This window comes from Mesorhizobium sp. CO1-1-7 (assembly GCF_020164885.1).
Classification (GTDB): Bacteria; Pseudomonadota; Alphaproteobacteria; order Rhizobiales; family Rhizobiaceae; genus Mesorhizobium; species Mesorhizobium australicum.
Map to the genome: position 1 here is coordinate 51,526 of NZ_JAIUHA010000003.1, position 21,227 is coordinate 72,752.

At 62.2% G+C, this 21,227-nt stretch carries 24 protein-coding genes; 6 read left to right on the forward strand and 18 right to left on the reverse strand.

The features are described from left to right. Window positions 1-67 precede the first annotated feature (67 nt). From LB516_RS06840 to LB516_RS06865, 6 genes are all read right to left on the reverse strand, one after another. On the reverse strand, window positions 68-883 hold the full coding sequence (locus tag LB516_RS06840) for a phosphatidate cytidylyltransferase (RefSeq protein WP_224587273.1): 816 nt from the start codon (window positions 881-883) through the stop codon (window positions 68-70). Further along, complete coding sequence (locus LB516_RS06845) at window positions 880-1,614, reverse strand: isoprenyl transferase (RefSeq protein WP_015317785.1); 735 nt, start codon at window positions 1,612-1,614, stop codon at window positions 880-882. Before LB516_RS06845 ends, LB516_RS06840 begins: the two co-directional genes overlap by 4 nt. A gap of 32 nt (window positions 1,615-1,646) precedes the next feature. Next, window positions 1,647-2,201, reverse strand: coding sequence for a ribosome recycling factor (gene frr, locus LB516_RS06850; RefSeq protein ID WP_015317784.1), 555 nt, complete (start codon window positions 2,199-2,201; stop codon window positions 1,647-1,649). 108 nt (window positions 2,202-2,309) lie between these two features. After that, entirely contained in the window at window positions 2,310-3,032 is a 723-nt protein-coding gene (pyrH, locus tag LB516_RS06855) for a UMP kinase (protein WP_140726961.1), read from the reverse strand. A gap of 150 nt (window positions 3,033-3,182) precedes the next feature. Next, window positions 3,183-4,292, reverse strand: a complete 1,110-nt coding sequence (locus LB516_RS06860) for an aldo/keto reductase (RefSeq protein ID WP_224719210.1) — start codon at window positions 4,290-4,292, stop codon at window positions 3,183-3,185. Window positions 4,293-4,327: 35 nt separating this feature from the next. Beyond that, on the reverse strand, window positions 4,328-4,855 hold the full coding sequence (locus tag LB516_RS06865) for a nuclear transport factor 2 family protein (protein WP_015317781.1): 528 nt from the start codon (window positions 4,853-4,855) through the stop codon (window positions 4,328-4,330). A 117-nt stretch (window positions 4,856-4,972) separates the two neighbouring features. On the opposite strand from LB516_RS06865, the gene LB516_RS06870 reads away from it, so the two are divergent. Further along, the gene (locus tag LB516_RS06870) at window positions 4,973-5,917 is read left to right on the forward strand and encodes a LysR family transcriptional regulator (protein ID WP_224719211.1); all 945 of its coding nucleotides are present in this window, start codon (window positions 4,973-4,975) and stop codon (window positions 5,915-5,917) included. Window positions 5,918-5,921: 4 nt separating this feature from the next. On the opposite strand, the gene tsf is transcribed toward LB516_RS06870, so the two are convergent. The 5 genes from tsf to LB516_RS06895 form a co-directional block, all read right to left on the reverse strand. Continuing rightward, on the reverse strand, window positions 5,922-6,842 hold the full coding sequence (gene tsf, locus LB516_RS06875) for a translation elongation factor Ts (protein ID WP_015317779.1): 921 nt from the start codon (window positions 6,840-6,842) through the stop codon (window positions 5,922-5,924). 108 nt (window positions 6,843-6,950) lie between these two features. Beyond that, a complete protein-coding gene (rpsB, locus tag LB516_RS06880; RefSeq protein ID WP_015317778.1) occupies window positions 6,951-7,733 on the reverse strand; it encodes a 30S ribosomal protein S2 in 783 nt (260 codons plus the stop codon). Window positions 7,734-7,910: 177 nt separating this feature from the next. Then, entirely contained in the window at window positions 7,911-8,522 is a 612-nt protein-coding gene (locus tag LB516_RS06885) for a LysE family translocator (protein ID WP_224719212.1), read from the reverse strand. Beyond that, window positions 8,519-8,797 carry a DUF4031 domain-containing protein gene (locus LB516_RS06890; RefSeq protein ID WP_015317776.1) on the reverse strand — a complete coding sequence of 93 codons (279 nt, stop codon included), beginning with the start codon at window positions 8,795-8,797 and terminating at the stop codon, window positions 8,519-8,521. Before LB516_RS06890 ends, LB516_RS06885 begins: the two co-directional genes overlap by 4 nt. Before the next feature lie 36 nt (window positions 8,798-8,833). Continuing rightward, the gene (locus LB516_RS06895; protein ID WP_015317775.1) at window positions 8,834-9,664 is read right to left on the reverse strand and encodes a cell envelope integrity EipB family protein; all 831 of its coding nucleotides are present in this window, start codon (window positions 9,662-9,664) and stop codon (window positions 8,834-8,836) included. Between the two features lie 138 nt (window positions 9,665-9,802). Between LB516_RS06895 and LB516_RS06900 the strand changes: the two genes are divergently transcribed. The 4 genes from LB516_RS06900 to LB516_RS06915 all read left to right on the forward strand — a co-directional run bounded on the left by LB516_RS06900 (window position 9,803) and on the right by LB516_RS06915 (window position 12,892). Beyond that, entirely contained in the window at window positions 9,803-10,267 is a 465-nt protein-coding gene (locus LB516_RS06900; RefSeq protein WP_224719213.1) for a RidA family protein, read from the forward strand. Between the two features lie 14 nt (window positions 10,268-10,281). Then, on the forward strand, window positions 10,282-11,010 hold the full coding sequence (locus LB516_RS06905; RefSeq protein WP_015317773.1) for a glycerophosphodiester phosphodiesterase: 729 nt from the start codon (window positions 10,282-10,284) through the stop codon (window positions 11,008-11,010). Window positions 11,011-11,065: 55 nt separating this feature from the next. Next, complete coding sequence (locus LB516_RS06910; protein ID WP_224719214.1) at window positions 11,066-12,280, forward strand: GNAT family N-acetyltransferase; 1,215 nt, start codon at window positions 11,066-11,068, stop codon at window positions 12,278-12,280. A 177-nt stretch (window positions 12,281-12,457) separates the two neighbouring features. Next, entirely contained in the window at window positions 12,458-12,892 is a 435-nt protein-coding gene (locus LB516_RS06915; protein ID WP_140664140.1) for an HIT family protein, read from the forward strand. Here the strand turns inward: LB516_RS06915 and LB516_RS06920 are convergent. The 5 genes from LB516_RS06920 to LB516_RS06940 form a co-directional block, all read right to left on the reverse strand. Beyond that, window positions 12,884-13,834, reverse strand: a complete 951-nt coding sequence (locus tag LB516_RS06920) for a phosphatase PAP2 family protein (protein ID WP_224719215.1) — start codon at window positions 13,832-13,834, stop codon at window positions 12,884-12,886. The two genes, LB516_RS06915 and LB516_RS06920, sit on opposite strands and share 9 nt — an antisense overlap. Window positions 13,835-13,927: 93 nt before the next feature. Further along, entirely contained in the window at window positions 13,928-14,563 is a 636-nt protein-coding gene (locus LB516_RS06925; protein ID WP_224719216.1) for a chloramphenicol phosphotransferase CPT family protein, read from the reverse strand. 61 nt (window positions 14,564-14,624) lie between these two features. Next, complete coding sequence (gene clpA / locus LB516_RS06930) at window positions 14,625-17,093, reverse strand: ATP-dependent Clp protease ATP-binding subunit ClpA (RefSeq protein WP_140824591.1); 2,469 nt, start codon at window positions 17,091-17,093, stop codon at window positions 14,625-14,627. 6 nt (window positions 17,094-17,099) lie between these two features. Further along, window positions 17,100-17,429, reverse strand: a complete 330-nt coding sequence (clpS, locus tag LB516_RS06935; RefSeq protein ID WP_010909565.1) for an ATP-dependent Clp protease adapter ClpS — start codon at window positions 17,427-17,429, stop codon at window positions 17,100-17,102. Window positions 17,430-17,684: 255 nt separating this feature from the next. Beyond that, window positions 17,685-18,014 carry a phasin family protein gene (locus tag LB516_RS06940; protein WP_224719217.1) on the reverse strand — a complete coding sequence of 110 codons (330 nt, stop codon included), beginning with the start codon at window positions 18,012-18,014 and terminating at the stop codon, window positions 17,685-17,687. A 284-nt stretch (window positions 18,015-18,298) separates the two neighbouring features. Between LB516_RS06940 and LB516_RS06945 the strand changes: the two genes are divergently transcribed. Further along, window positions 18,299-19,720 carry an SPOR domain-containing protein gene (locus tag LB516_RS06945; RefSeq protein WP_224527728.1) on the forward strand — a complete coding sequence of 474 codons (1,422 nt, stop codon included), beginning with the start codon at window positions 18,299-18,301 and terminating at the stop codon, window positions 19,718-19,720. Window positions 19,721-19,766: 46 nt separating this feature from the next. Here LB516_RS06945 and LB516_RS06950 read toward each other — a convergent pair whose 3' ends face one another. Both LB516_RS06950 and LB516_RS06955 read right to left on the reverse strand, forming a co-directional pair. Continuing rightward, window positions 19,767-20,468, reverse strand: coding sequence for a DnaJ domain-containing protein (locus LB516_RS06950; RefSeq protein WP_224527731.1), 702 nt, complete (start codon window positions 20,466-20,468; stop codon window positions 19,767-19,769). A gap of 272 nt (window positions 20,469-20,740) precedes the next feature. Next, entirely contained in the window at window positions 20,741-21,178 is a 438-nt protein-coding gene (locus LB516_RS06955; RefSeq protein WP_140616375.1) for a DUF1489 family protein, read from the reverse strand. Window positions 21,179-21,227: the final 49 nt, after the last annotated feature.

Genomic DNA, 21,227 nt, shown 5'->3' on the forward strand with positions numbered 1-21,227 from the left:
CTGCGTGACTGTGACATCAATACAGGCGAATCCAAGGCGCCCGCGCCAGATCGTGGAATGACACCGTTCAAATGGGAAACAGCCCCTGTGCCGGATGCTCGGCGCCCGCCGCGATCCAGCCGATGACGTATAGGGCAAGAGCGGCCGCGACAAGCCCGTCGACACGGTCCATGACGCCGCCATGCCCAGGGATGAGCACGCCAGAATCCTTGCGGCCGTGCCGCCGCTTGACCCAGGATTCGAAGAGGTCGCCGGCCTGGGCGACGATCGACAGCACCAGCGCCACAATACCCAGCAACGCCAGGTTGCCGGCGCCGGCGAAGGCGGCAAGCAGAAGCCCTGCCACGACACCACCAACCGCCCCGCCGAGGGCGCCGCTGCGGGTCTTGCCGGGCGAGATCGAAGGCGCCAGTTTGGGCCCGCCAACGGCACGCCCGACGAAATAGGCAAAAATGTCGGTTGCCCAGACGACCGCGAACAGGAACAGAATGGCGACGAGGCCCGAATGGTCGCCGTCGCGCAGCAGGGCAAGCGACAGGCCCGACATGCAGGCATAGGCAAGGCCGCTGGCGTCCCACTGGCCGATCTTGCGAACTCCAGCGGTGATCGCCGCTGTCGCAACCAGAATCACGACGAGCGGCAGCAGCCACCGTGCGGGCAGGCCGGCAATCAAGGCGCCGACGAAAATGACCATTAGCGCTTCCGGGAGAAAACCAAGCCCGTCGGCCGCGGCGGGCCGCGACATGCGTGTCCACTCGTAAAAGATCATTGCCGCCATGACGGCGCACAGCAGCCGGAACGGCAGGCCGCCGAGCCAGGTCAGGCCGAGGGCCACAATGGCCAGCACGACAGCCGACATGACGCGCAGCTGAAGGTTGCTCATCCCGCGGCCGGCCGCGAAGCAACGTCCTGCGGGCCCAGTCCGCCGAAGCGGCGCTCACGGCCAGCATATTCGCGCAAGGCCTCGGCGAAATGCTCGCGGTTGAAGTCCGGCCAGTAGCACGGCAGGAAGACGAGTTCGCTGTAGGCGGCCTGCCATAAGAGGAAGTTGGACAGGCGCAGTTCGCCGCTGGTGCGGATGACCAGCTCCGGATCGGGAATGCCTTGCGTGTCGAGAGAGCCGGCAAAGCTTTCAGCCGATATAGCCTCGCTGTCCATTTCGCCGCGCGCCACAGCCGCGGCAAGCTTGCGCGCCGTGCGGACGATCTCGTCACGCCCGCCGTAATTGAAGGCGATCACCAGCGTCAGCGAGGTGTTGTGGATCGTCAGCGATTCGGCCTCGTCGAGCAGCCCCCTGATGTCCGCCTGCAGCCCTGTGCGGTCGCCGATGATCCTGACCCGTACGCCGCTCTGGTGCAGCTCGGCAAGGTCGCGACGGATGAACAGCTTCAACAGACCCATAAGGTCGCTGACCTCGGACTTCGGCCGCGACCAGTTCTCCGACGAGAAAGCGTAGACGGTCAGGAAGGAGATGCCGAGATCCGGGGCGGCGCGCACCGCCTTGCGCAGGGCCTCCACGCCGGCGCGATGACCGGCGAGCCTCGGCATACCGCGCGCCTTGGCCCAGCGTCCATTTCCATCCATGATGATCGCGACATGCGCGGGCGTTGTCATGATCTCGCTTTCGGGTCAGCCAAGGGCCAACCCTAAACCTGCATGATTTCAGCTTCCTTGTCGGAAAGCAGATGATCGATGGTGCTGATGGTTTCGTCGGTAAGTTTCTGGACCTGGTCGGAACGCTTGCGCTGATCGTCCTCGCTGATGTCGCCGTCCTTCTCCGCCTTCTTCAGGAAATCCATGCCGTCGCGGCGCACATGGCGCGCGGCGACACGGGCGTTCTCTGCGTAGCCGTGCGAGATCTTGACCAGTTCCTTGCGGCGCTGTTCGTTGAGCTCCGGCAGCGGAATCCTCAGATTGGTGCCATCGACGATCGGGTTGAAGCCCAGATTGGATTCCCGGATCGCGCGGTCGACCGCGCCGACCATCGATTTGTCCCAGACCGAGACCGAGATCATGCGCGGCTCCGGCACCGAAACGTTGGCCACCTGGTTGATCGGCATGGTGGTGCCATAGGCCTGCACCTGGATCGCATCGAGCAGGTTGCTGGAGGCGCGACCGGTCCGCAGCGAAGCCAGGTCATGCTTGAACGCGGCGATGGCCCCATCCATGCGCCGCTTCAGATCGTCGTACTCACCACTCATCTTAGTCTCCTCGACCCGTCTGCCGCGGGTTCACTGCTTCGGGGCAAGGGCCCCGTGTTCGAGCCTGATTTTCGAAAGCCGGTTTCCCCTTCCAGGGATCGGCCCCGATCATTCGTCCGCGACGACCGTGCAGCGGCCGCCGCCCCTTAGAATATCGCCGAAACCACCCTTTTCGTGGATCGAATAGACGATTATCGGAATGTTGTTTTCGCGCGCAAGTGCAATCGCAGCGGTATCCATGATGGAAAGGCCGCGATTTATGACTTCGGCGTGGCTGATGCGCTCGAAACGTGTCGCATTCGGGTCCTTTTTCGGGTCGGCCGAATAGACGCCGTCAACCTGTGTACCCTTGAACAGCGCGTCGGCGCCGATTTCGGCCGCGCGAAGTGCCGCCGCCGAATCAGTGGTGAAGAACGGATTGCCGGTGCCGCCGGCGAAGATCACCACCTTGCCCTGGTTCATGTAGGAGGTCGCCTGGCGCTGCGAAAAACTCTCGCAAAGCTCGGGCATGGCAATTGCGGACAGCACGACGGCATCGACACCGATCTTGTTCAGCGACGTGCGCAACGCCAGCGAATTGATGACCGTGGCAAGCATGCCCATGTGATCGCCGGTAACGCGGTCGCCTCCCTTGGAGGCGACCGCCACGCCGCGAAAGATATTGCCGCCGCCGATAACGACACCCACCTCGATGCCCAGCGCACGGGCCTCGGCAATGTCGCCGGCGATGCGGTCGACGACCGAGACGTCGATGCCGAAATGCTGTTCGCCCATCAACGCTTCGCCCGAAGCTTTCAGCAGAACACGTCGGTAGCGGGGCTTGACCGTCATCTGGTTCCTCGAAATTCCGGCGTGGCAAGCTCTGAAGGCGAAAACGCCCCCTGCTTCGCCCGGCGGTGCTGTCATGACGGGTTGACCGGATACACGAAGGGCGCGGCGATGTCACGCCGCGCCCTTGTGCAAAATTCCAGGCTTTCTGGATCAGTTGCTGCTGATGGCAACCGCCTCGCCTTCGACCACGACCGGCAATGCGTAGCCTGACGGCTTGTCGCCGGTCACGACACCGCCCGCGACACGGACCTGGATCTCGGGACCGAAATAAGAATGCGGGAACGGTGCCGGCGTGCCGCTCACCTTGTCCAGGCGCTGGCGAAGCGCGGGCGGTATGGAGAAATCGAGCGCCGAAAGATTATCCTGCAGCTGCGAAAGCCGCGTTGCTCCGAGAATGACGGTGGCAACTCCTGGCTGAGTCGCCACCCAGTTCAGCGCGACCTGAGCCATGCCGCGGCCGAGTTCGGCGGCGACTTTCTCCAGCTCCGCCACCACCGCCCAGTTGTGCTCGCTGAATTTCTGGAAGCCTGGGTGGGTGGTGTTGCGGAAGCCGTCGAGCCGGCCGGCATTGCCCGCCTGCGCCGGGCGGTATTTGCCACTTAGCAGTCCGCTTGCCAGCGGGCTCCAGACCATGATGCCGGCGCCATGGCGTGTCCCGAACGGCACGAATTCATGCTCGATGGCACGCTCCGCCAGGGAGTATTCAAGCTGCAACGCCGAGATCGGCTCATAGCCGCGCAGTTCGGCGATCGCCTGCGCCCGCCCGGCATACCAGGCCGGCACGTCGGACAGGCCGATGTGACGTATCTTGCCTGCCCGAACCAGATCGTCGAGCGTACGCAGCACTTCTTCGGCCGGCGTCAGCCTGTCCCAGATATGCATGAGATAGAGATCGATATAGTCGGTACCCAGCCGCTTCAGCGATGCGTCGACGGCACGCATGATGTTCTTGCGGCCATTGCCGCCGGCGTTCGGATTGCCTGGGTTCGAGTTCATGGTGAATTTGGTGGCGATCACCGCCTTGTCGCGCAAGCCCCGCTCGGCCACGAATTCACCGAGCCAGGTCTCGGCCGTGCCGCCGGTGTAAAGGTCGGCGGTGTCGAAGAAATTGCCTCCGGCCTCGACATAGGCGTCGAACATCGCGCGCGCCGTATCCCGGTCCGCGCCCCAGCCCCATTCCGTCCCGAAAGTCATCGTGCCCAGTGCCAGCCGGCTGACGCGCAGGCCGCTGTTGCCGAGTGTGTAGTAGCTCATCGTCATTGTCTTTTCCGATCTTGGTCCGGTTGATGCGGGCGTCATTGGCCAGGTGTCGCCTTGACCCAGGGATTGCCGCGCTCATGCGTCATGCGGAAGGTGAAGCCATCGACCTTCCAGCCAGCCGCGGAGCGCGTGAGGTGATGCTCATACGTGCCCCAGACCTCCCAGAGCGGGTCGCCATTGCCCTCCATCCGGTTCCAGGCGTAGCCGTTCGACAGAACGGTCGCCGTGTCCGCTTCAAGGACGACCTGGTGATTGGTGCGCAGATGCAGGCTGGTCTTGCTGCCTTTGAGATTGCCGGCCCAGGCGCCGATCAGATCGTCGGAGGCGATGTTGGCCGCGGGCTGCCCGGACAGGCTGCTGAAGTCGGCGGTGACCCTATCCGCGAAATAGCTGCGCGCGCGTTTCCAGTCCTGCGCGTCGACCGCGCGGTCGATGGCATCGGCGATGCGGATGATGGCGCGGTCATCGGCAAGCGCCTGCCAGCCCATCGGTTCGGCCCCGCCGGCGTCGAGCGGCGCCAAGGCAAGGCCTGCGGCGAAGGTAGCGTGTTTCAAGGCGTTCATGTCTCTTCTCCTCGATACCATCAGCCCGATCGCCGATGTGTTGGCGACAATGTGGACCTCTGCCTCGGCGTCGATAAGATTGCATTGTCTGCAAAGACTATGCGATACTGTTCATGAATGGACCGGGATCTGCTCAGCCATCTGCCTGTCATCATTGCGGTCGCCCGGCGCGGCGGTTTTGCCCTTGCCGCGGCCGAACTGGGCATGAGCCCTTCGGCGGTCAGCCATGCAGTGCGCCTCGTCGAGGAGCGGATCGGCCAGCCGCTGTTCGCGCGCACGACGCGCAGCGTTTCGCTCACCGAGGCCGGCAAGGCGCTGGTGGAAACGGCGGCCCCTGCCCTCCAGGATATCGCCGAGCGGATGGATCGTATCCGCAGCGTCAAGGGCAGGCCGTCCGGGCTGCTCAGGATCAACGCCTCCAACATTGCAATGCCGTTGGCGGTGACGCCGGTCGTGGCGGCGATGGCCGAGCGATATCCCGACATCACGGTCGAGATTTTTGCCGATCAAGGGTTGGTCGATATCGTCGGCGAAGGTTTTGACGCCGGCATCCGGCTCGGCGAGATGATCGCCCAGGACATGGTGGCCATCCCACTGACGCAGCCCTTCAAAGCCGTTATCGTCGCCTCGCCCGCCTATATCGGGCGACATGGCCGTCCGCGCAGCGTGGCCGATCTCGCGAACCACAATTGCATCGGATACCGTCTCGTTCGCTCCGGTGCCCTCTATCGCTGGGATTTGACCTGGGACGGCAAGGACGTGGTCATGGAAACCAGCGGTACGGCCATCGTGACGGACTCGCTTGCGGCAATCGATCTGGCTCTCGCCGGAGTGGGCCTTGCCTACATGTTCGAGCCGCTGGCGCGCGCCGATCTCGCGGCCGGTCGCCTGGTGCAGGTTCTGCCGCAATCAGCGATCGAGGAACCCGGCCTTTTCCTCTACTTTCCGCGTCGCGCGGCGATGGCGCCCAAACTCAGGGCCTTTATCGACACCGCGAACGAAATCGGCCGGGCATCCCAGCGGATGTCCGGCCGAAAAAACACAGGCGAAATGGACCGGTAAGAAGTTACTTCTTGACCGCCGCCGCGACTTCCGCGGCGAAATCCGTCTCTTCCTTCTCGATGCCCTCGCCAAGGGCGAAGCGCAAATAGGCCGTGATCTTGGCCGGCGCGCCGATTTCCTTTTCGGCATCCTGCAGCGCCTTCTCGACGGTGATGTCGGGATTGAGCACGAAGGCCTGCTTCAGGAGCACGACTTCCTCATAGAATTTGCGCAGGCGACCCTCGACCATCTTCTCGATGATGGCTTCCGGCTTGCCGGACTGGCGCGCCTGGTCGGAGAAGATTGCCTTCTCACGCTCGACCGCGGCCGGATCGATCTGCTCGGCGGTCAGCGCCATCGGGTTGGTGGCGGCGACATGCATGGCGACCTGGCGGCCAAAGGCATTGGCGGCATGCTCGTTGCCCGTGGTCTCGATCGCGACCAGCACACCGAGCTTGCCGAGACCATCGGCAACAGCGTTGTGCACATAGGTCGCAACCGCACCATGCGGAACGGTGAGCTTGGCCGAGCGGCGGAAGCCCATATTCTCGCCGATAGTGCCGACCGCGTCCTTGATGGTGTCGGTGACCGACTTGTCGGAGCCCGGATATTTGGCGGCGGCGACCGCTTCGGTCGTGCCATAGGCAAGCGCCACCTTGGCGACGTTGGCGACGATTTCCTGGAAGGCGGCATTGCGGGCGACGAAGTCGGTCTCGGAATTCACCTCGACCACGGCAGCTTCACGCACACCGTTGTCGACGCCGATCAGGCCTTCGGCTGCCGTACGGCCGGCCTTCTTGTCGGCCTTGGAGATACCCTTCTTGCGCAGCCAGTCAACGGCCTCTTCCAAGTTGCCGTTGGTCTCGTTCAACGCCGCCTTGCAGTCCATCATGCCCGCGCCGGTCAAGTCGCGGAGTTCTTTGACCTGTGCAGCCGAAATGCTCATTGTCGCCTCTTTGTTTAAATGCACCGACGCACCATCGGTATTCGATGGTGCGTCTGTTTAGCGTGCCAAAATATGAGAAAGATGAAGGCCGCAACCGGCCTTCGATTATCAAGCCTCGGGGGCTTCCGACGCCGGAGCCGGATCGAGCGCCGGTTCGACCGGAGCTTCGACCGAAGCGCCGATATCCATGCCGAGCGCGCCCTGCTGACGGGCGATGCCGTCGATGGCGGCCTTGGCAATCAGGTCGCAATAAAGCTGGATGGCGCGGGCCGCGTCGTCATTGCCGGGGATCGGGAAATCGATCTTGTCCGGATCGCAGTTCGAATCGATGATGGCGACGACCGGGATGCCCAGGCGCTTGGCCTCGAGGATGGCGATCGCCTCCTTGTTGGTGTCGATCACGAACATCAGGTCGGGCGTCGAGCCCATGTCCTTGATACCGCCGAGCGCCTTGTCGAGCTTCTCGCGCTCGCGATCGAGGTTCAGGCGTTCCTTCTTGGTCAACCCTTGCGCTTCGCCGGCCAGCATCTCGTCGAGCTTGCGCAGGCGCTGGATCGAGTTCGAGATCGTCTTCCAGTTGGTCAGCATGCCGCCGAGCCAACGCGAGTTGACGTAGTACTGGGCCGAACGCTGTGCCGCATCGGCAACGATGTCCGACGCCTGGCGCTTGGTGCCGACGAACAGCACGCGGCCGCCCTTGGCGACGGTGTCGGAAACCTGCTTCAGCGCCTGGTGCAGCAAAGGCACCGTCTGCGAGAGGTCGATGATGTGGATGTTGTTGCGGGCGCCGTAGATGTAGGACGCCATCTTCGGGTTCCAGCGGTGGGTCTGGTGGCCGAAGTGAATGCCAGCTTCCAAAAGCTGGCGCATGCTGAAATCAGGCAGTGCCATTCTAAGTTCCTTTCCGGTTAGCCTCCACGGACACAGGCATTTTTGGACCGAGGTCCTCGAACGCCACCGGAGGTCTCAGCCGGATTTCTCCCGGGCAGACACCAAAGTCCGTGTGTGGAATGAGCGCGCATATAGAGGGGAAGTCCGACAAACGCAAGCGGGGCGGCGCTTTAACGCCTAGCGTGCGGCAATCAGCGCTCCGGTGCCGATCATGGCGCTGCCGGCGAACCTGTTCATCAGCCGCATGCGCCTGGGTGTCCTGAACCAGCCCGAAGCCCGGCCCGCGAGCGCGGCATAGACCCCCATTGTCACGATATTGACGCTGATGACGGTCGCCACCACCAGCAGGCCATCGAAAAAGGTCATCGTGTCGAGATCGAGAATCAGCGGCATGATCGAGGCATGGAACAGGATCGCCTTCGGGTTTCCGAGCGCTATGGACGCGCCAAGCAGGAAGGATCGGGACAACTTCGCCTGCCCCGTCCGCGGCTCATTCGATTGCGCGACCGAGGCCCGCCACATCCTGACGCCGAGAAAGATCAGATAGGCGGCGCCGGCATATTTCAACAGGAGGAAGATCCATTCGAGGGTCTGAGCCAGAGCCACCAGCCCCAGCAGCGCCAGAGTGACGAGCACGGCATCGCCGGCGGCGACCCCAAGGCCGGCCATGAAGGCCCGCAGGAACCCACGCGACACACCGTTGGTGATGACCGCGAACATCGCCGGCCCCGGCGTGGCGGCGGCGAGCGTCACGGCGGCGCAATATGCCAGGAATGCCGTTGGTGTCATCGCTTGGATTTTCCGTTGGGCACCCGCACGCGCCGGAAGATGGCGACGATCTGCTCGCGGCTGCACTCGATGGCGCCGAGCCGCACCGCACGGTCGCGCTCGAAGCCGGTTATGTCATAATGCGGAGCGGATGTCTTGGGCGGGCCTTGGTAAGATGAGCGCTTGATGCCGAGTTCCGCCGCAAAGCGATGCAACTCGTCGGTGTTGTCGGCCAGGAGATGGCACCAGAGATGGCCGGCCCATTTCCAGATCGCCGCATCGACATAGACTGCCATCAAGCCCGCCACGGCCAGCTCAATTGCCCGACCCTGCTATTTCGATACTGGGCAAGGCTTTGTCTGGTCGAACAGCGACAGGTTGACCAGCTTGCCGGTCATCGAGAAGTCGCCATAGTCCATGACGAGATCACGGGTGATGCCGTTCTCGTGCAGCTTGAAGCTGATCCGGTATTCCGGCACTTCCTCGCCGTTCTGGGCGCTGTCGTCGAAATAGGCGATGTCGACCGGCCAGTATTTGTCGGTGGCAAGCTTCGCCAATGCCGGCGCTTCCGGATCGGCCTTGTCGGCCTCGCTCTTCTTGCCGACGACAACGGTGGTCGTCATCACCTTGTTGGCGTCTTCCGAGCCGTCGAACAGGTTGGTCTGATAGAAGTTTTCGCCTTTTTCGGCCTTGCCGATCAGCTCGACCAGATGCTGGGTCGGAAACTGGGTGGCGGCGAGTTCGAGACTGTTTTTCTCCGGCTTGTCGATGTCGACCTTGAGGCCTTTCGCGTCCTTCGTGGCCATACCCTTGACCTCCTTGTCGAGGTTCTGGTCGACAAAGGATTTCGTCACGAACGAAAAGGTCTTGCCTTCGGCATCCTCGAAAGTCGTCGTCTGCTGGTCGGTCAGCTTCGTGTTGTCGTTGGTGGCGATCTGGGTGACGAAACGGAATTTCACCGTATAGCCTTCGCAGGCCGAGCCATTGAACTCGTAGACCATGCGGCCGGTGATGCCGGTGATGCCGGACCGATCATCCGCCTTCTTGAGCGTGAGATCATAGACGGCGCGATGCGCCTGCAGCGCCGGTGCGGCGACAGCGGCGCCTGTTGGCAAAAGCGCCGACAACAGAACGGCGTGGAATGCAAGGCGCGTCGCGCGCATGAGGTACTCCGATCGTCGCGGCTGATGGCAGGCCGCAGGGAAAGATGGTCCAGCTTAAAAAAAGTCGTGGCGGAAGCGAGGCAAAAATAGCAATTTCGGCCCGGCCAGCGCGGCGCCTTCCAGCAATAGGGAAAAGCAATGAGTGAAACAATCGAAAAGCGGCTAAGTGATCTCGGCGTGACGCTTCCCGTCGCCGCCGCACCAGCCGCCAACTACGTGCCCTATTGCAGGACCGGCAACCTGCTGTTCACCGCTGGTCAGTTGCCGCTCAAGGACGGCAAGCTGCAGGCAAGCGGCCTGCTCGGCCGCGACGTCGACACGGCAAGCGGCAAGGACGCGGCGAAATACTGCGCCATCAACATCCTGGCGCAAGCCAAGGCGGCACTTGGCGACCTCGAGAAGATCCGTCGCCTGGTGAAGATCACCGTCTTCGTGGCCTCTGCCCCCGACTTCGTCGAGCAGCATCTGGTCGCCAACGGCGCCTCCGATTTCCTGGTTGCCGCGCTCGGCGAAAGCGGCAAGCACGCGCGCTCGGCCGTCGGCACCGCCTCCCTGCCGCTTAATGCCGCGGTGGAAATCGAAGCGATGTTCGAAGTCGAATGAGTGTAGGTGCTGACATGACCGACCTCTCCTGGCTGACGGCCCGGCCGGTTGCCCATCGCGGCTTTCACGACATGAACAAGACGCGCTGGGAAAACACGCTTTCCGCCTTCGCTGCCGCGGCCGAACGCGGCTACGCGATCGAATGCGACGTGCATCTGTCGTCGGACGGCATCCCCGTCGTGATCCATGACGACGATTTGCAACGGCTGACCGGGCAGGACGGTTTCGTCTGGCAACGCAGCGCGGCCGAACTTACCGCGCTCAAGGTTGGCGGCACGGCGGATCACGTGCCGACGTTGCAGGAAGCACTCGACCTCGTCGATGGTCGCGTGCCCATGGTGGTCGAACTGAAAGGAACTCCCGGTCGCGACGAAGGCCTGGTGGCGCGCGTCGGCAAGATGCTCAAGCGCTACAAGGGCAAGGCGGCGATCATGTCATTCGATCACTGGCTGATCCGCGATTTCCCCAAACACGCGCCCGGCATTCCGGCTGGATTGACCGCCTATGGCAAGGACGCCAAGCTGATCGAAGCACATTTCGCCATGCTGGCGCACGAACTCGCCTTTACCTCCTATGCCGCAGGCGACTTGCCGAATCCGTTTGTCAGCTTCGTGCGCGAAAAGCTCAAAATGCCTGTCATCACCTGGACGGTGCATGATCAGCCCGCGATCGACCTGACCTTTAGATATGCCGACCAGATGACGTTCGAAGGGTTCGAACCCGACCTGGTCGAAGTCGCCTGAGCAGGGTGCCCGAAACGTGACTTGTAGCGGCCCGAATGGAGCTTAAATAAGCCTCATGGATCAGGGCGACGACGGCGACGGACAAATGGCGAATGCAGACTATTCGATCCGCATCGCCGCCGGCATCGGTGCCTTTACCTGCGACGAATGGAACGGCTTTGCCGGAACCACGCGTGGCGACACGGAAGCTGGGTACAACCCGCTCGTTTCATTCGCTTTTTTGAGCGCTCTGGAGGATTCCGGCTGTGCCGTGCGTCGCACCGGCTGGCAAGGTCATCACCTGCGGCTGGAGACCGCGCAAGGCAGGCTCCTCGGCGCCGTTCCCTGTTATCTCAAGTCGCACAGCCAGGGCGAATACGTGTTCGATCACGGCTGGTCGGATGCCTTCGAGCGCGCCGGCGGCCGTTACTATCCAAAACTGCAAAGTGCCGTGCCGTTCACGCCCGTCACCGGCCCTCGCCTGCTGGTCGGCAAAGGCGAGGATCAGGATGCGGTGAAGGCTGGGCTTGCGGCCGGTCTCAAAATGGTGACCGACAAGCTCGGCGTGTCCTCTGCGCATGTCACCTTCGTGCAGGAGAGCGACGTCGCGACGCTGGAAGCCGCGGGCTTCCTGCATCGCACCGACCAGCAATTCCATTTCTTCAACGAAGGCTTTTCAGCCTATGACGACTTCCTCGCCACACTTGCCTCACGCAAACGCAAGCAGATGAGGAAGGAACGGCGCGAGGCGCTGGCCGATGGCATCTCGATCGACTGGCTGACCGGAAAGGACCTGACCGAAAAGGCCTGGGACGACTTCTTCGCCTTCTATATGGACACCGGCAGCCGCAAATGGGGCCGCCCCTACCTGAACCGCCAGTTCTTCTCGCTGATCGGCGAACGCATGGCGGACGACATCCTGCTGGTGATGGCCAGGCGCGACAGGCGCTATATTGCCGGCGCCATCAACTTCATCGGTTCCGACGCGCTCTACGGCCGCAACTGGGGCTGCATCGAGGATCACCCCTACCTGCATTTCGAGGTTTGCTATCACCAGGCCATCGACTTCGCCATCGAACGCAAGCTGAAGGTGGTCGAGGCAGGCGCGCAAGGCGAACACAAGCTGGCGCGCGGCTACCGGCCGGTGACTATGCATTCGGCCCACTACATTTCCCATCCTGGCCTGCGCAACGCGGTCGCCGACTATCTCAGGCGCGAGCGGCGCGAAGTCGAGCGGATGGGCGAATATCTGGAAGAGCACACGCCCTTCCGCAAGGATCTCGAGGAATAGCAGGCTCTTTCGCGCGCCATGCCCCGGCCATGGGTGCGTAAGCACCATCGCAGCGCAAAAAGGCGCTTCATGACGCGCTTGTCGAATTTTGGATGGCCGATCACGTCGGCCATAGTCTTGCTGCTCCGGAAGAGCTTCGCTACACGGGACGGCGAGGCACAATCCGGAGCGTTCGCCATGGCCGAAACCGCCTATGACACAGACAACATTTTCGCAAAGATCCTGCGTGGAGAAATTCCTTCGCACCGCGTTTACGAAGATGACGCCGTAGTGGCCTTCATGGACGTGATGCCGCAAGGACCGGGCCACACGCTGGTGGTGCCGAAAGCGCCGTCGCGCAACTTGCTCGACGCAGATCCGTTGACCTTCGGCCCGCTTTTCACGGTTGTTCAGAAAGTGGCCCGAGCGGTCAAAAAAGCCTTCGACGCCGACGGTGTCACCATCATTCAATTCAACGAGCCTGCTTCGGGGCAGACTGTCTATCACCTCCACGTCCACGTCATTCCGCGTTTCGATGGCATCCCGCTGAAGCCGCATTCGGGCGAAATAGAGAAGCCTGAGGTGCTGGCTGAGAACGCCCGCCGGATAAAAGCGGCGTTGGCGTTATCCTGACGCCTGGCTTTCAGCGGTTGCCAGCACCTGCGGACTTCCGCGGAGATTGCGCAGTTGCGTATCGAAAACCATTAACCCGAGCCGCCAGGATATCAGCGTGATCGTCGTTCCACCGAACACATCCATCAGATTGTGCCCGCCTTGGATGAGGATCGCAGGCAATAAGGCGGCACTGATCAGGATCAATGCAAAACGCATCGGCCTGTAGGGCCAGATCGCGATCAGCGAAATCAGCGCCATGACGGTATGAAACGAAGGAAACCCAATGAGACCGGTTACTTTCAGGCTGGAAACATCCGGTACGCCCTCGGCGAACAGGCGATTCAATTCCGTGCCATAAGCCGAGCTTACGACCGGCCGGACAATACGGTCCACCTCCGGCGCCAGCGTCCAGTAGCCGGCGGCGCCGGCGGACGGGAACAGCGCCCAGCAGAATATGGTCGCCAGTGATGCTATTACTGTCCCCAATGCGGCCGCATGCAGGCGGCGCCGGTCGTTCGCCATGCCGAGGAAGAGAAACGTGAACAGCAACTGGGCCAGCGTCAGGTTGTAGATTTGCCGAAGCAAATCCGAGAGGCGGGGATATTGCGCAATCCAGGCGCAAAAGCCCGGCCAGGAATATCCCAGCCACGAATCCATCCGGACAAGCATGGCGTCGATCGGCTCCGATGGCCGCGGCAGCAACAGTATGTTGAAAAGGGCGGCAGGCACGGAATAGGCGATGAACAGCGCCAGAATGTGTGTGGTGAGGGCAACGCGCTCCGCCTTGCGGACCCGACGGTAGAACTGGCCGATGATTATCAAGAGAACGGCAAAATAAGCGGAAGGAATATATCCGTCGAGCGAGACGACGGTTCCTTTCTCCCAAACAAGAAAAAGGCAAACCGCCACCAGCGCCAGGGTAGCCGCCAATATCGTGCGTTCTGCAGGGAGGAGAACCATTCGTCAAATCTGCACGAAGGTCGTTAATTCAGAATGAAAACACAACCGTCAGCCGGCTGAAATCCATTCCCATCGCCCGCCAGGGACGCGTGATCAGAATGGTTTGGTCGTGGAGACAGCCGGAAGCTTCTCAAACGCCGTCGGATGCTCTGCATGTTGCCGCAGCCGTTTGTGGATCGCATCCGCGCATTGTGCAGGCGTCAGCAGCGACGTGTCGACTTCCAGATCGTATACGCCTGGCCGGTGCACCTCCTCTTGCCACAGGCGCACCGGCAACGGCACGGGATCGTCAGGCGAGCCGGTCACATACCCCCTCGCCGTCGCAGTGGCGGCACGCCTCTGCATGATGATTCCGATCGGGCAGCGAATACCCACAAATGGTACCGGAAGGCCGACGAGACGACGAGCACAGTGGGCAAGGCAATCAAAGGGCTTCGAATAGGCGTCGTGGTGACCAACATCCGCCACGACGTTCAGTCCCAGCCGGCTGTGGGCGGCGATCGACTCGTAGAGAGCGGCGTATAATTCCGGCACAAGGCCATCGAGGTCCGGACGCTCGCCGGCCGGCCGCAGTCCTATTCCAGGCCGGCATCGTGGCGGCGTGGCCAGCTCGAAAACATCCACGCCGAGATTCATCCAGACGCCATCGAAATGCTCCTGAATGGCCTGGACGGTGCTTGATTTTCCCGATCGCGGCGCGCCGTTCAGGATGATGATTTGCCCGACCATGGATCGCCTCTTCTCCAACGAAAAAAGCCCCGTTGCCGGGGCTTTTCGAGGGGGTGACTGTTCAGCCTTTGCGGGGCAATTGGGGCACAAGGCTGCGCTTGCCGCCGTCCTTGCCCTTGGGCTCCGGCTTCTGCGCCACGGCCTTCTTGGCCGCGGGCTTCTTGGCCACCGCCTTGGGCGGCTTCGGCGCGTCTTCGGGCTCTTCCTTCTTCGGCTTCACCGGTGCCTCGTCGGCGAGGGATTCGAGCTTCAGGCCGGTCTCGCCGGTTTCCTTCTTCTCGACGGTGACGCGCACCGTGCCGCCCTTCTTCAGCTTGCCGAACAGCACCTCGTCGGCCAGCGGCTTCTTGATGTGCTCCTGGATGACGCGACCAAGCGGACGCGCGCCCATGCGTTCGTCATACCCCTTGTCGGCAAGCCATGCGATCGCGTCCGGCGACAGGTCGAAGGTGACGCCGCGCTCGGAAAGCTGGGCTTCCAGCTGCATGACGAACTTCTGCACCACCTGATGGATCACCGGCACCGGCAGCGAGCCGAACGGGATGATCGCATCGAGACGGTTGCGGAATTCCGGCGTGAACAGCCGGTTGATCGCCTCGACATCGTCGCCTTCGCGCTTGGTCGAACCGAAACCGATCGCCGCGCGCTGCGCATCGGATGCGCCCGCATTGGTGGTCATGATCAGGATGACATTGCGGAAGTCGATCTGCTTGCCATTGTGGTCGGTCAGCTTGCCGTGGTCCATCACCTGCAACAGGATGTTGAACAGGTCCGGATGCGCCTTCTCGACCTCGTCCAGCAGCAGCACGCAGTGCGGATGCTGGTCGACACCGTCGGTCAATAGGCCGCCCTGGTCGAAACCGACATAGCCGGGAGGCGCGCCGATCAGCCGCGAGACGGTGTGGCGTTCCATATATTCCGACATGTCGAAGCGGATCAGTTCGACGCCGAGCGAGGCGGCCAACTGCTTGGCGACCTCCGTCTTGCCGACGCCGGTCGGGCCCGAGAACAGGTACGAGCCGATCGGCTTTTCCGGTTCGCGCAGGCCGGCCCGTGCCAGCTTGATCGCCGAGGTCAGCGCCGTAATGGCGGTGTCCTGGCCGTAGACGACGCGCTTGAGCTCAATGTCCAGGCCCTGCAGCACCTTCTCGTCATCGGCCGAAACCGTCTTCGGCGGAATACGCGCCATGGTGGCGATCGTCGCTTCGATCTCCTTGATGCCGATCGTCTTCTTGCGCTTGGCTTCCGGCACCAGCATCTGCGAGGCGCCGGTCTCGTCGATCACGTCGATCGCCTTGTCCGGCAGCTTGCGGTCGTTGATGTAGCGCGCCGACAGTTCCACCGAGGCCTTGATCGCCTCGTTGGTGAACTTCACCTTGTGAAATTCCTCATAATAGGGCTTCAGGCCCTTCATGATCTCGATGGCGTCCTCGACGGTCGGCTCATTGACGTCGATCTTCTGGAAGCGCCGCACCAAGGCACGGTCCTTCTCGAAGAATTGGCGGAACTCCTTGTAGGTGGTCGAACCGATGCAGCGGATCGCACCGGAAGACAGCGCCGGCTTCAACAGGTTCGACGCATCCATGGCGCCGCCCGAAGTGGCGCCGGCGCCGATCACCGTATGGATCTCGTCGATGAACAGCACGGCACCCGGATAATCCTCGAGTTCCTTGACGACCTGCTTCAGCCGTTCCTCGAAATCGCCACGATAGCGCGTGCCGGCCAACAGCGTGCCCATGTCGAGCGCGAAGATGGTGGCATTGTGCAGCACTTCCGGCACGTCGCCCTCGACGATGCGCTTGGCCAGCCCTTCGGCGATCGCCGTCTTGCCGACACCGGGGTCACCGACATAGAGCGGGTTGTTCTTGGAACGGCGGCACAGCACCTGGATGGTGCGGTTGATCTCGCCTTCGCGGCCGATCAGCGGATCGATCTTGCCGGCCTTGGCCTTGTTGTTCAGGTTGACGCAATAAGCGGTCAACGCGTCCTGTTGCTGCTTCTTCTTGCCGCCCTCCTCCTGTGGCTCGGCGCCGTTCGGGCCGCCCTGCTCGTCATCGGCACCGCGCGGGCTGCGGCTCTCCGACGCGCCCGGACGCTTGGCGATGCCATGCGAGATGTAGTTGACCGCGTCGTAGCGGGTCATCTGCTGTTCCTGCAGGAAATAAGCGGCATGGCTTTCGCGCTCGGCGAAGATCGCCACGAGCACGTTGGCACCAGACACTTCCTCGCGACCCGATGACTGCACATGGATCACCGCGCGCTGGATGACGCGCTGGAAGCCGGCGGTCGGCTTAGAGTCCTCGTCGTAGCCGGTAACCAGATTGTCGAGCTCGGTATCGATATAGGTGAGAACGGTATGCTTCAGCTCGTCGAGATCGACGTTGCAGGCGCGCATGACTGCGGCCGCCTCGGTGTCGTCGATGAGCGCGAGCAGCAAATGTTCAAGGGTTGCATATTCATGGTGGCGCTCATTGGCGAGCGTCAGCGCCTGGTGAAGCGCCTTTTCCAGGCCTTGGGAGAAAGCCGGCATGTTACCTCACTTCTTCTCCATCACGCATTGCAGCGGATGCTGATTCTGTCGGGCGAAATCCATGACCTGAGACACTTTGGTCTCGGCCACCTCGAATGTATAGACCCCGCACTCGCCCACTCCATGATTGTGAACATGAAGCATGATGCGTGTGGCGGCTTCGCGGTCCTTCTGGAAAAAACGCTCCAGCACGTGAACCACGAACTCCATCGGAGTGTAGTCGTCGTTGAGGATGAGGACCCGGTAAAGGCTGGGCTTCTTGGTTTTGGTTTTGGTGCGCGTGATGACGGCCGTCCCGCGGCCGGCCTCATTGCCGTCGCCGCCGCCGTTTTGCATCCGCGCCACTTGTCTCGTGGCAGTCAAACCGATCGTCACGTAATCCTGCCTCTTTCGAATCCTCATGCGAGTTCAACATGTAGGTGTTCGATGGACGATTTTAAGCCCTTCTGGTTAGCTGACAATATGGCTAGGTGACCAACCTGGCGGTTTTTCGCAATCGTGAAGCGCTGGCATGAAAAAACCCGGCCGCGTTTCCGCGGTCGGGTTTTGTCCCGCGCCCAAAGGGCCGGATTTTAATTCACGGGCGAAAAATTACTTTGCCTTGGCAACGATCGATTCGAACGGCTTGTAGGCCTCTTTGGCGAGTTCGGCATAGAGGTCGCCAAACTTGGTAGCCTCGGCGACGAACGCCTCGTAGGACTGCTTGGCATAGTCGGATTGAATCTCGATCGCCTTGTCCAGCGACTTGGCCGAGAACAGCTTCTCGCACGCGACGCTGCCGGCTTCGAAGCTCTTCTTGGTGTATTCGCCGGCCTCGGTGGCGATCGCCTGCGCGCCCTTGGACAAGGAGGCGAAGCTCTTCAATCCGGTGTCGGCGAACTCCTTGCCGTATTTGCTGAAGTCCTCATAGGTCTGGGTCATTTCGTACTCTCCCTGGACGGTTGACGCGCCCTGCCCCGAGCGCCGTTGTGCAATGCATAATATATATTGTGCAGCGCACAAAAGTCAAGAAGTCGGGGACTCGCGACCCCGCGGGCAGCGGCAATGGCTAAAATTCGAATAAAGGAAGGCTCAAACCCCCAGAAAATGGTGAACGCGGCGGTTACCATAAACGGATTGGTAACGCTGCCCCGCTAGCTTGGCCAGAAGTGAGGCAGGATCCCTTTGCCGCCTCCAGCGCAACGAGAAATTCAAAGGAACTACCAGTGCGTCAGGCGTTGTCGGGCTTCGTTTCCAAATCCGCGTTCCCTCTTAAAACGATCATGATCCTCGCCATGGCGATGACCTTCGTCGTCGCGGACGTCGCCTCGTCGCTCGCGGCGAAATCCGCGGCCATCGTCGTCGATGCCAAAACCGGCAAGGTGCTGTACTCGGCTAATGCCGATGGCCGGCGCTATCCCGCTTCGCTGACCAAGATGATGACGCTCTATCTGACCTTTGAAGCGATGGCGAAGGGCAAGATCAGCAGAAACTCGCCAGTCGTGTTTTCGGCCCATGCGTCAGCCGAGGCGCCGACCAAGCTCGGCGTGAAGCCTGGTGGATCGGTGGCGGTCGAGACCGCGATCCTGTCGATCGTGACGAAGTCGGCCAACGACTCGGCGACCGCGCTCGGCGAAATGCTCGGCGGCAACGAAACCAACTTCGCCCGCATGATGACGGCCAAGGCGCGGCAGCTCGGCATGAACGGCACGGTCTTCCGCAACGCCAACGGCCTGCCGGATCCGGGACAGTTCACCACCGCGCGCGACATGGCCACGCTCGGCATTGCGCTCAGGGAACATTTTCCCCAGTACTACGGCTATTTCGCGCAGCGATCCTTTCTCTACGGTCGCCAGCGCATCAATGGCCATAACCGTCTGCTCGGACGCATCAAGGGCGTCGACGGCATCAAGACCGGCTATACCCGCGCCTCCGGCTTCAATCTCGTCTCCTCCGTTAATGACGGCAACCGCCGCCTGGTCGCCGTTGTCATGGGCGGCACGTCGGGCGGCAGCCGAGACAACCAGATGGCAGGCCTGATCAACACCTATCTGCCGAGGGCCTCGACCCGCGGTGGCGGCGACCTCGTTGCCAAGGCGGACAGCAACCCCATCAGCGCACTTGCAAAGGTTCTCCTGCCCAAGCATGACGCGCCGACCCCGGACGAAAAGCCGGTGGCCGTGGCGGAAGCCGATACGGCCGTCGCCGACGACGCGACCATTGCCCAGGGCGACAGCGAGGACGAGGATACAGCCGAGGCGGAGGCACCCAAGCTGGTTGTCCCGGCAAAGAAGGTAAAGACGGTCATCGTCTCCGCTCCCAAGGTCGCCACCGCCCAGGTCGTGGCCGCCTATGCCGAGCCCACCCCGGCCGTTGATCCGGTCAGCACCGCGTCGGTTCCGTCAGGCTGGGCCATCCAGGTTGCCTCCTCGCCGAAGCAGTCCGAAGCCCAAGCTTTCCTCGACAAGACCACCAAGCAGGCTCCCAAGGTGCTGGCCAACGCTTCCGGCTTCACCGTCGCTTTCGACAAGGACGGCGCCACCTACTACCGCGCTCGCTTCGGCGGCTTTGGGTCCAAGGATGCCGCCTGGAAGGCCTGCACCGCTTTGAAGAAGAAGAAAATCGAGTGCTACGCCGTCCAGCAATAGGACTGCGTGGAAGATATCTCCCGGAAAATTTTTGCGTCGAAGGAGACTAGTTGTGATTGGAGAGCAAGACGTCCTTGGCTTCGTTAATCCGCGCCGCCAGGAAAGACGTGCCGCCGATATCGGGGTGCAGGCGCTGCATCAGGCGGCGGTGCGCCTTGCGGACATCCGCCGCGGCGGCCCCCGCTTCAAGACCAAGGACCTTGTAGGCCTCCTCCTTAGTCATGGCGCCCGGACCTGGCGCAACACCCAGCCTTTCGCCACCGTTCGTCTCAGCGTATTTGCGCCAGACGGGAAATCTGCCGTCAAGATACGTCTCTAGCAACTGCCGGCTCTCCGGATCGCCGGAGAGTTCGCGGTAAAGATGCTGCAATTGCGCAAGGGTCATCGAGCCAAGCATCTTGCCATCGTGGCGGCCGGCCAGCACCAGCCCTTCCAGGCCGCCAGTATTGTGATCGAGTTCCATCTCGAGTGCCGCCGTCCGCACCGTTGAGCGTTTTCCAGCACCCGGTCTGGCCTTTGGCCCGCCCGTATGCATGGCGCCGTACCAGGCGATTGCCACGAACAGGATGATGCCGCCGATGCCTTGGCGCCCGACCAGGAGCACGGCGCCACCCACCAGCGCCAGCAGGATCGGTCCCAATTTTCTCATTCCGCTTGCGAGTTGCGCCGGATCCGCGCGGAGAAATGCGGTGGCTACCCCCAGCAGCACCAGCAACAACGCGACCACGATGATAATTGCGCCTAACATTTCGCACCGCCCCGCAGGGGTCCTGTCCGCTCGGACAGCCGCGTGATGTCCTTCAACACTTTTCCTGCGCCAGAATCATGGCCTTTAATCGGGCCGGAAGGAGGACCATCATGCGAACTGATCCTCCAAAGCACAGCGGCCTGTGTCGACAATTCTTCATCGCGCATGGATTTCAAGATGTGGCGTCGTCGCGTCGCTTGCAAGTCCAGCGCGGGGCAAGATTGAGGGCCAGAAAACGCGGGCGCGGCAGTAGGCAATCCTTCGCTCAAGCCCTAGAGCAGGCCGAGGTCGGCCAGCTCGCGCCTGAGTTTCGGCGGCATCTCGACCAATCCCGCCTTGCCCTTGCCGAGGTCGGCCGGGGCGTCCGCCGGCTTCAGGTAACGCCAGCCCTGGAAGGCGCGGCGCGGCTGCCAGTCGGTGCGCACCACCTCGGGATCGAGCATCAAATGGCAGCGGCCAATGCCGTCGTCATCGGTGAACGGCCGGATTTCCGTGATCAACTGGCGGCACTGCACGCTGCCCTTGATCACCCAGTAGAGCGAACCGCCATCGGTGACCTCGTCGCCACGTGTCGGCATCATGCGGGTGGTGTGCCAGTGTTCGGCTGGTTCGCCGGCACGGCGGCGCTCGTCAAGGCGGAAGGCGATCCACTCTTCGAGATCCTCGACACTGTCGCAACCGACGCAAAGCTTTAGGAGATTGAGAGCCATCGCCCAAGGTTAGTCCGGAGCGCCGGGACGTCAACGGCCTGACGGACTT

Coding starts and splice junctions, on each gene's coding strand:
- LB516_RS06840 (WP_224587273.1), bottom strand. CDS start 883: ATGAGCAACCTTCAGCTGCGCGTCATGTCGGCTGTCGTGCTGGCCATT.
- LB516_RS06845 (WP_015317785.1), bottom strand. CDS start 1,614: ATGACAACGCCCGCGCATGTCGCGATCATCATGGATGGAAATGGACGC.
- frr (WP_015317784.1), bottom strand. CDS start 2,201: ATGAGTGGTGAGTACGACGATCTGAAGCGGCGCATGGATGGGGCCATC.
- pyrH (WP_140726961.1), bottom strand. CDS start 3,032: ATGACGGTCAAGCCCCGCTACCGACGTGTTCTGCTGAAAGCTTCGGGC.
- LB516_RS06860 (WP_224719210.1), bottom strand. CDS start 4,292: ATGACGATGAGCTACTACACACTCGGCAACAGCGGCCTGCGCGTCAGC.
- LB516_RS06865 (WP_015317781.1), bottom strand. CDS start 4,855: ATGAACGCCTTGAAACACGCTACCTTCGCCGCAGGCCTTGCCTTGGCG.
- LB516_RS06870 (WP_224719211.1), top strand. CDS start 4,973: ATGGACCGGGATCTGCTCAGCCATCTGCCTGTCATCATTGCGGTCGCC.
- tsf (WP_015317779.1), bottom strand. CDS start 6,842: ATGAGCATTTCGGCTGCACAGGTCAAAGAACTCCGCGACTTGACCGGC.
- rpsB (WP_015317778.1), bottom strand. CDS start 7,733: ATGGCACTGCCTGATTTCAGCATGCGCCAGCTTTTGGAAGCTGGCATT.
- LB516_RS06885 (WP_224719212.1), bottom strand. CDS start 8,522: ATGACACCAACGGCATTCCTGGCATATTGCGCCGCCGTGACGCTCGCC.
- LB516_RS06890 (WP_015317776.1), bottom strand. CDS start 8,797: ATGGCAGTCTATGTCGATGCGGCGATCTGGAAATGGGCCGGCCATCTC.
- LB516_RS06895 (WP_015317775.1), bottom strand. CDS start 9,664: ATGCGCGCGACGCGCCTTGCATTCCACGCCGTTCTGTTGTCGGCGCTT.
- LB516_RS06900 (WP_224719213.1), top strand. CDS start 9,803: ATGAGTGAAACAATCGAAAAGCGGCTAAGTGATCTCGGCGTGACGCTT.
- LB516_RS06905 (WP_015317773.1), top strand. CDS start 10,282: ATGACCGACCTCTCCTGGCTGACGGCCCGGCCGGTTGCCCATCGCGGC.
- LB516_RS06910 (WP_224719214.1), top strand. CDS start 11,066: ATGGATCAGGGCGACGACGGCGACGGACAAATGGCGAATGCAGACTAT.
- LB516_RS06915 (WP_140664140.1), top strand. CDS start 12,458: ATGGCCGAAACCGCCTATGACACAGACAACATTTTCGCAAAGATCCTG.
- LB516_RS06920 (WP_224719215.1), bottom strand. CDS start 13,834: ATGGTTCTCCTCCCTGCAGAACGCACGATATTGGCGGCTACCCTGGCG.
- LB516_RS06925 (WP_224719216.1), bottom strand. CDS start 14,563: ATGGTCGGGCAAATCATCATCCTGAACGGCGCGCCGCGATCGGGAAAA.
- clpA (WP_140824591.1), bottom strand. CDS start 17,093: ATGCCGGCTTTCTCCCAAGGCCTGGAAAAGGCGCTTCACCAGGCGCTG.
- clpS (WP_010909565.1), bottom strand. CDS start 17,429: ATGCAAAACGGCGGCGGCGACGGCAATGAGGCCGGCCGCGGGACGGCC.
- LB516_RS06940 (WP_224719217.1), bottom strand. CDS start 18,014: ATGACCCAGACCTATGAGGACTTCAGCAAATACGGCAAGGAGTTCGCC.
- LB516_RS06950 (WP_224527731.1), bottom strand. CDS start 20,468: ATGTTAGGCGCAATTATCATCGTGGTCGCGTTGTTGCTGGTGCTGCTG.
- LB516_RS06955 (WP_140616375.1), bottom strand. CDS start 21,178: ATGGCTCTCAATCTCCTAAAGCTTTGCGTCGGTTGCGACAGTGTCGAG.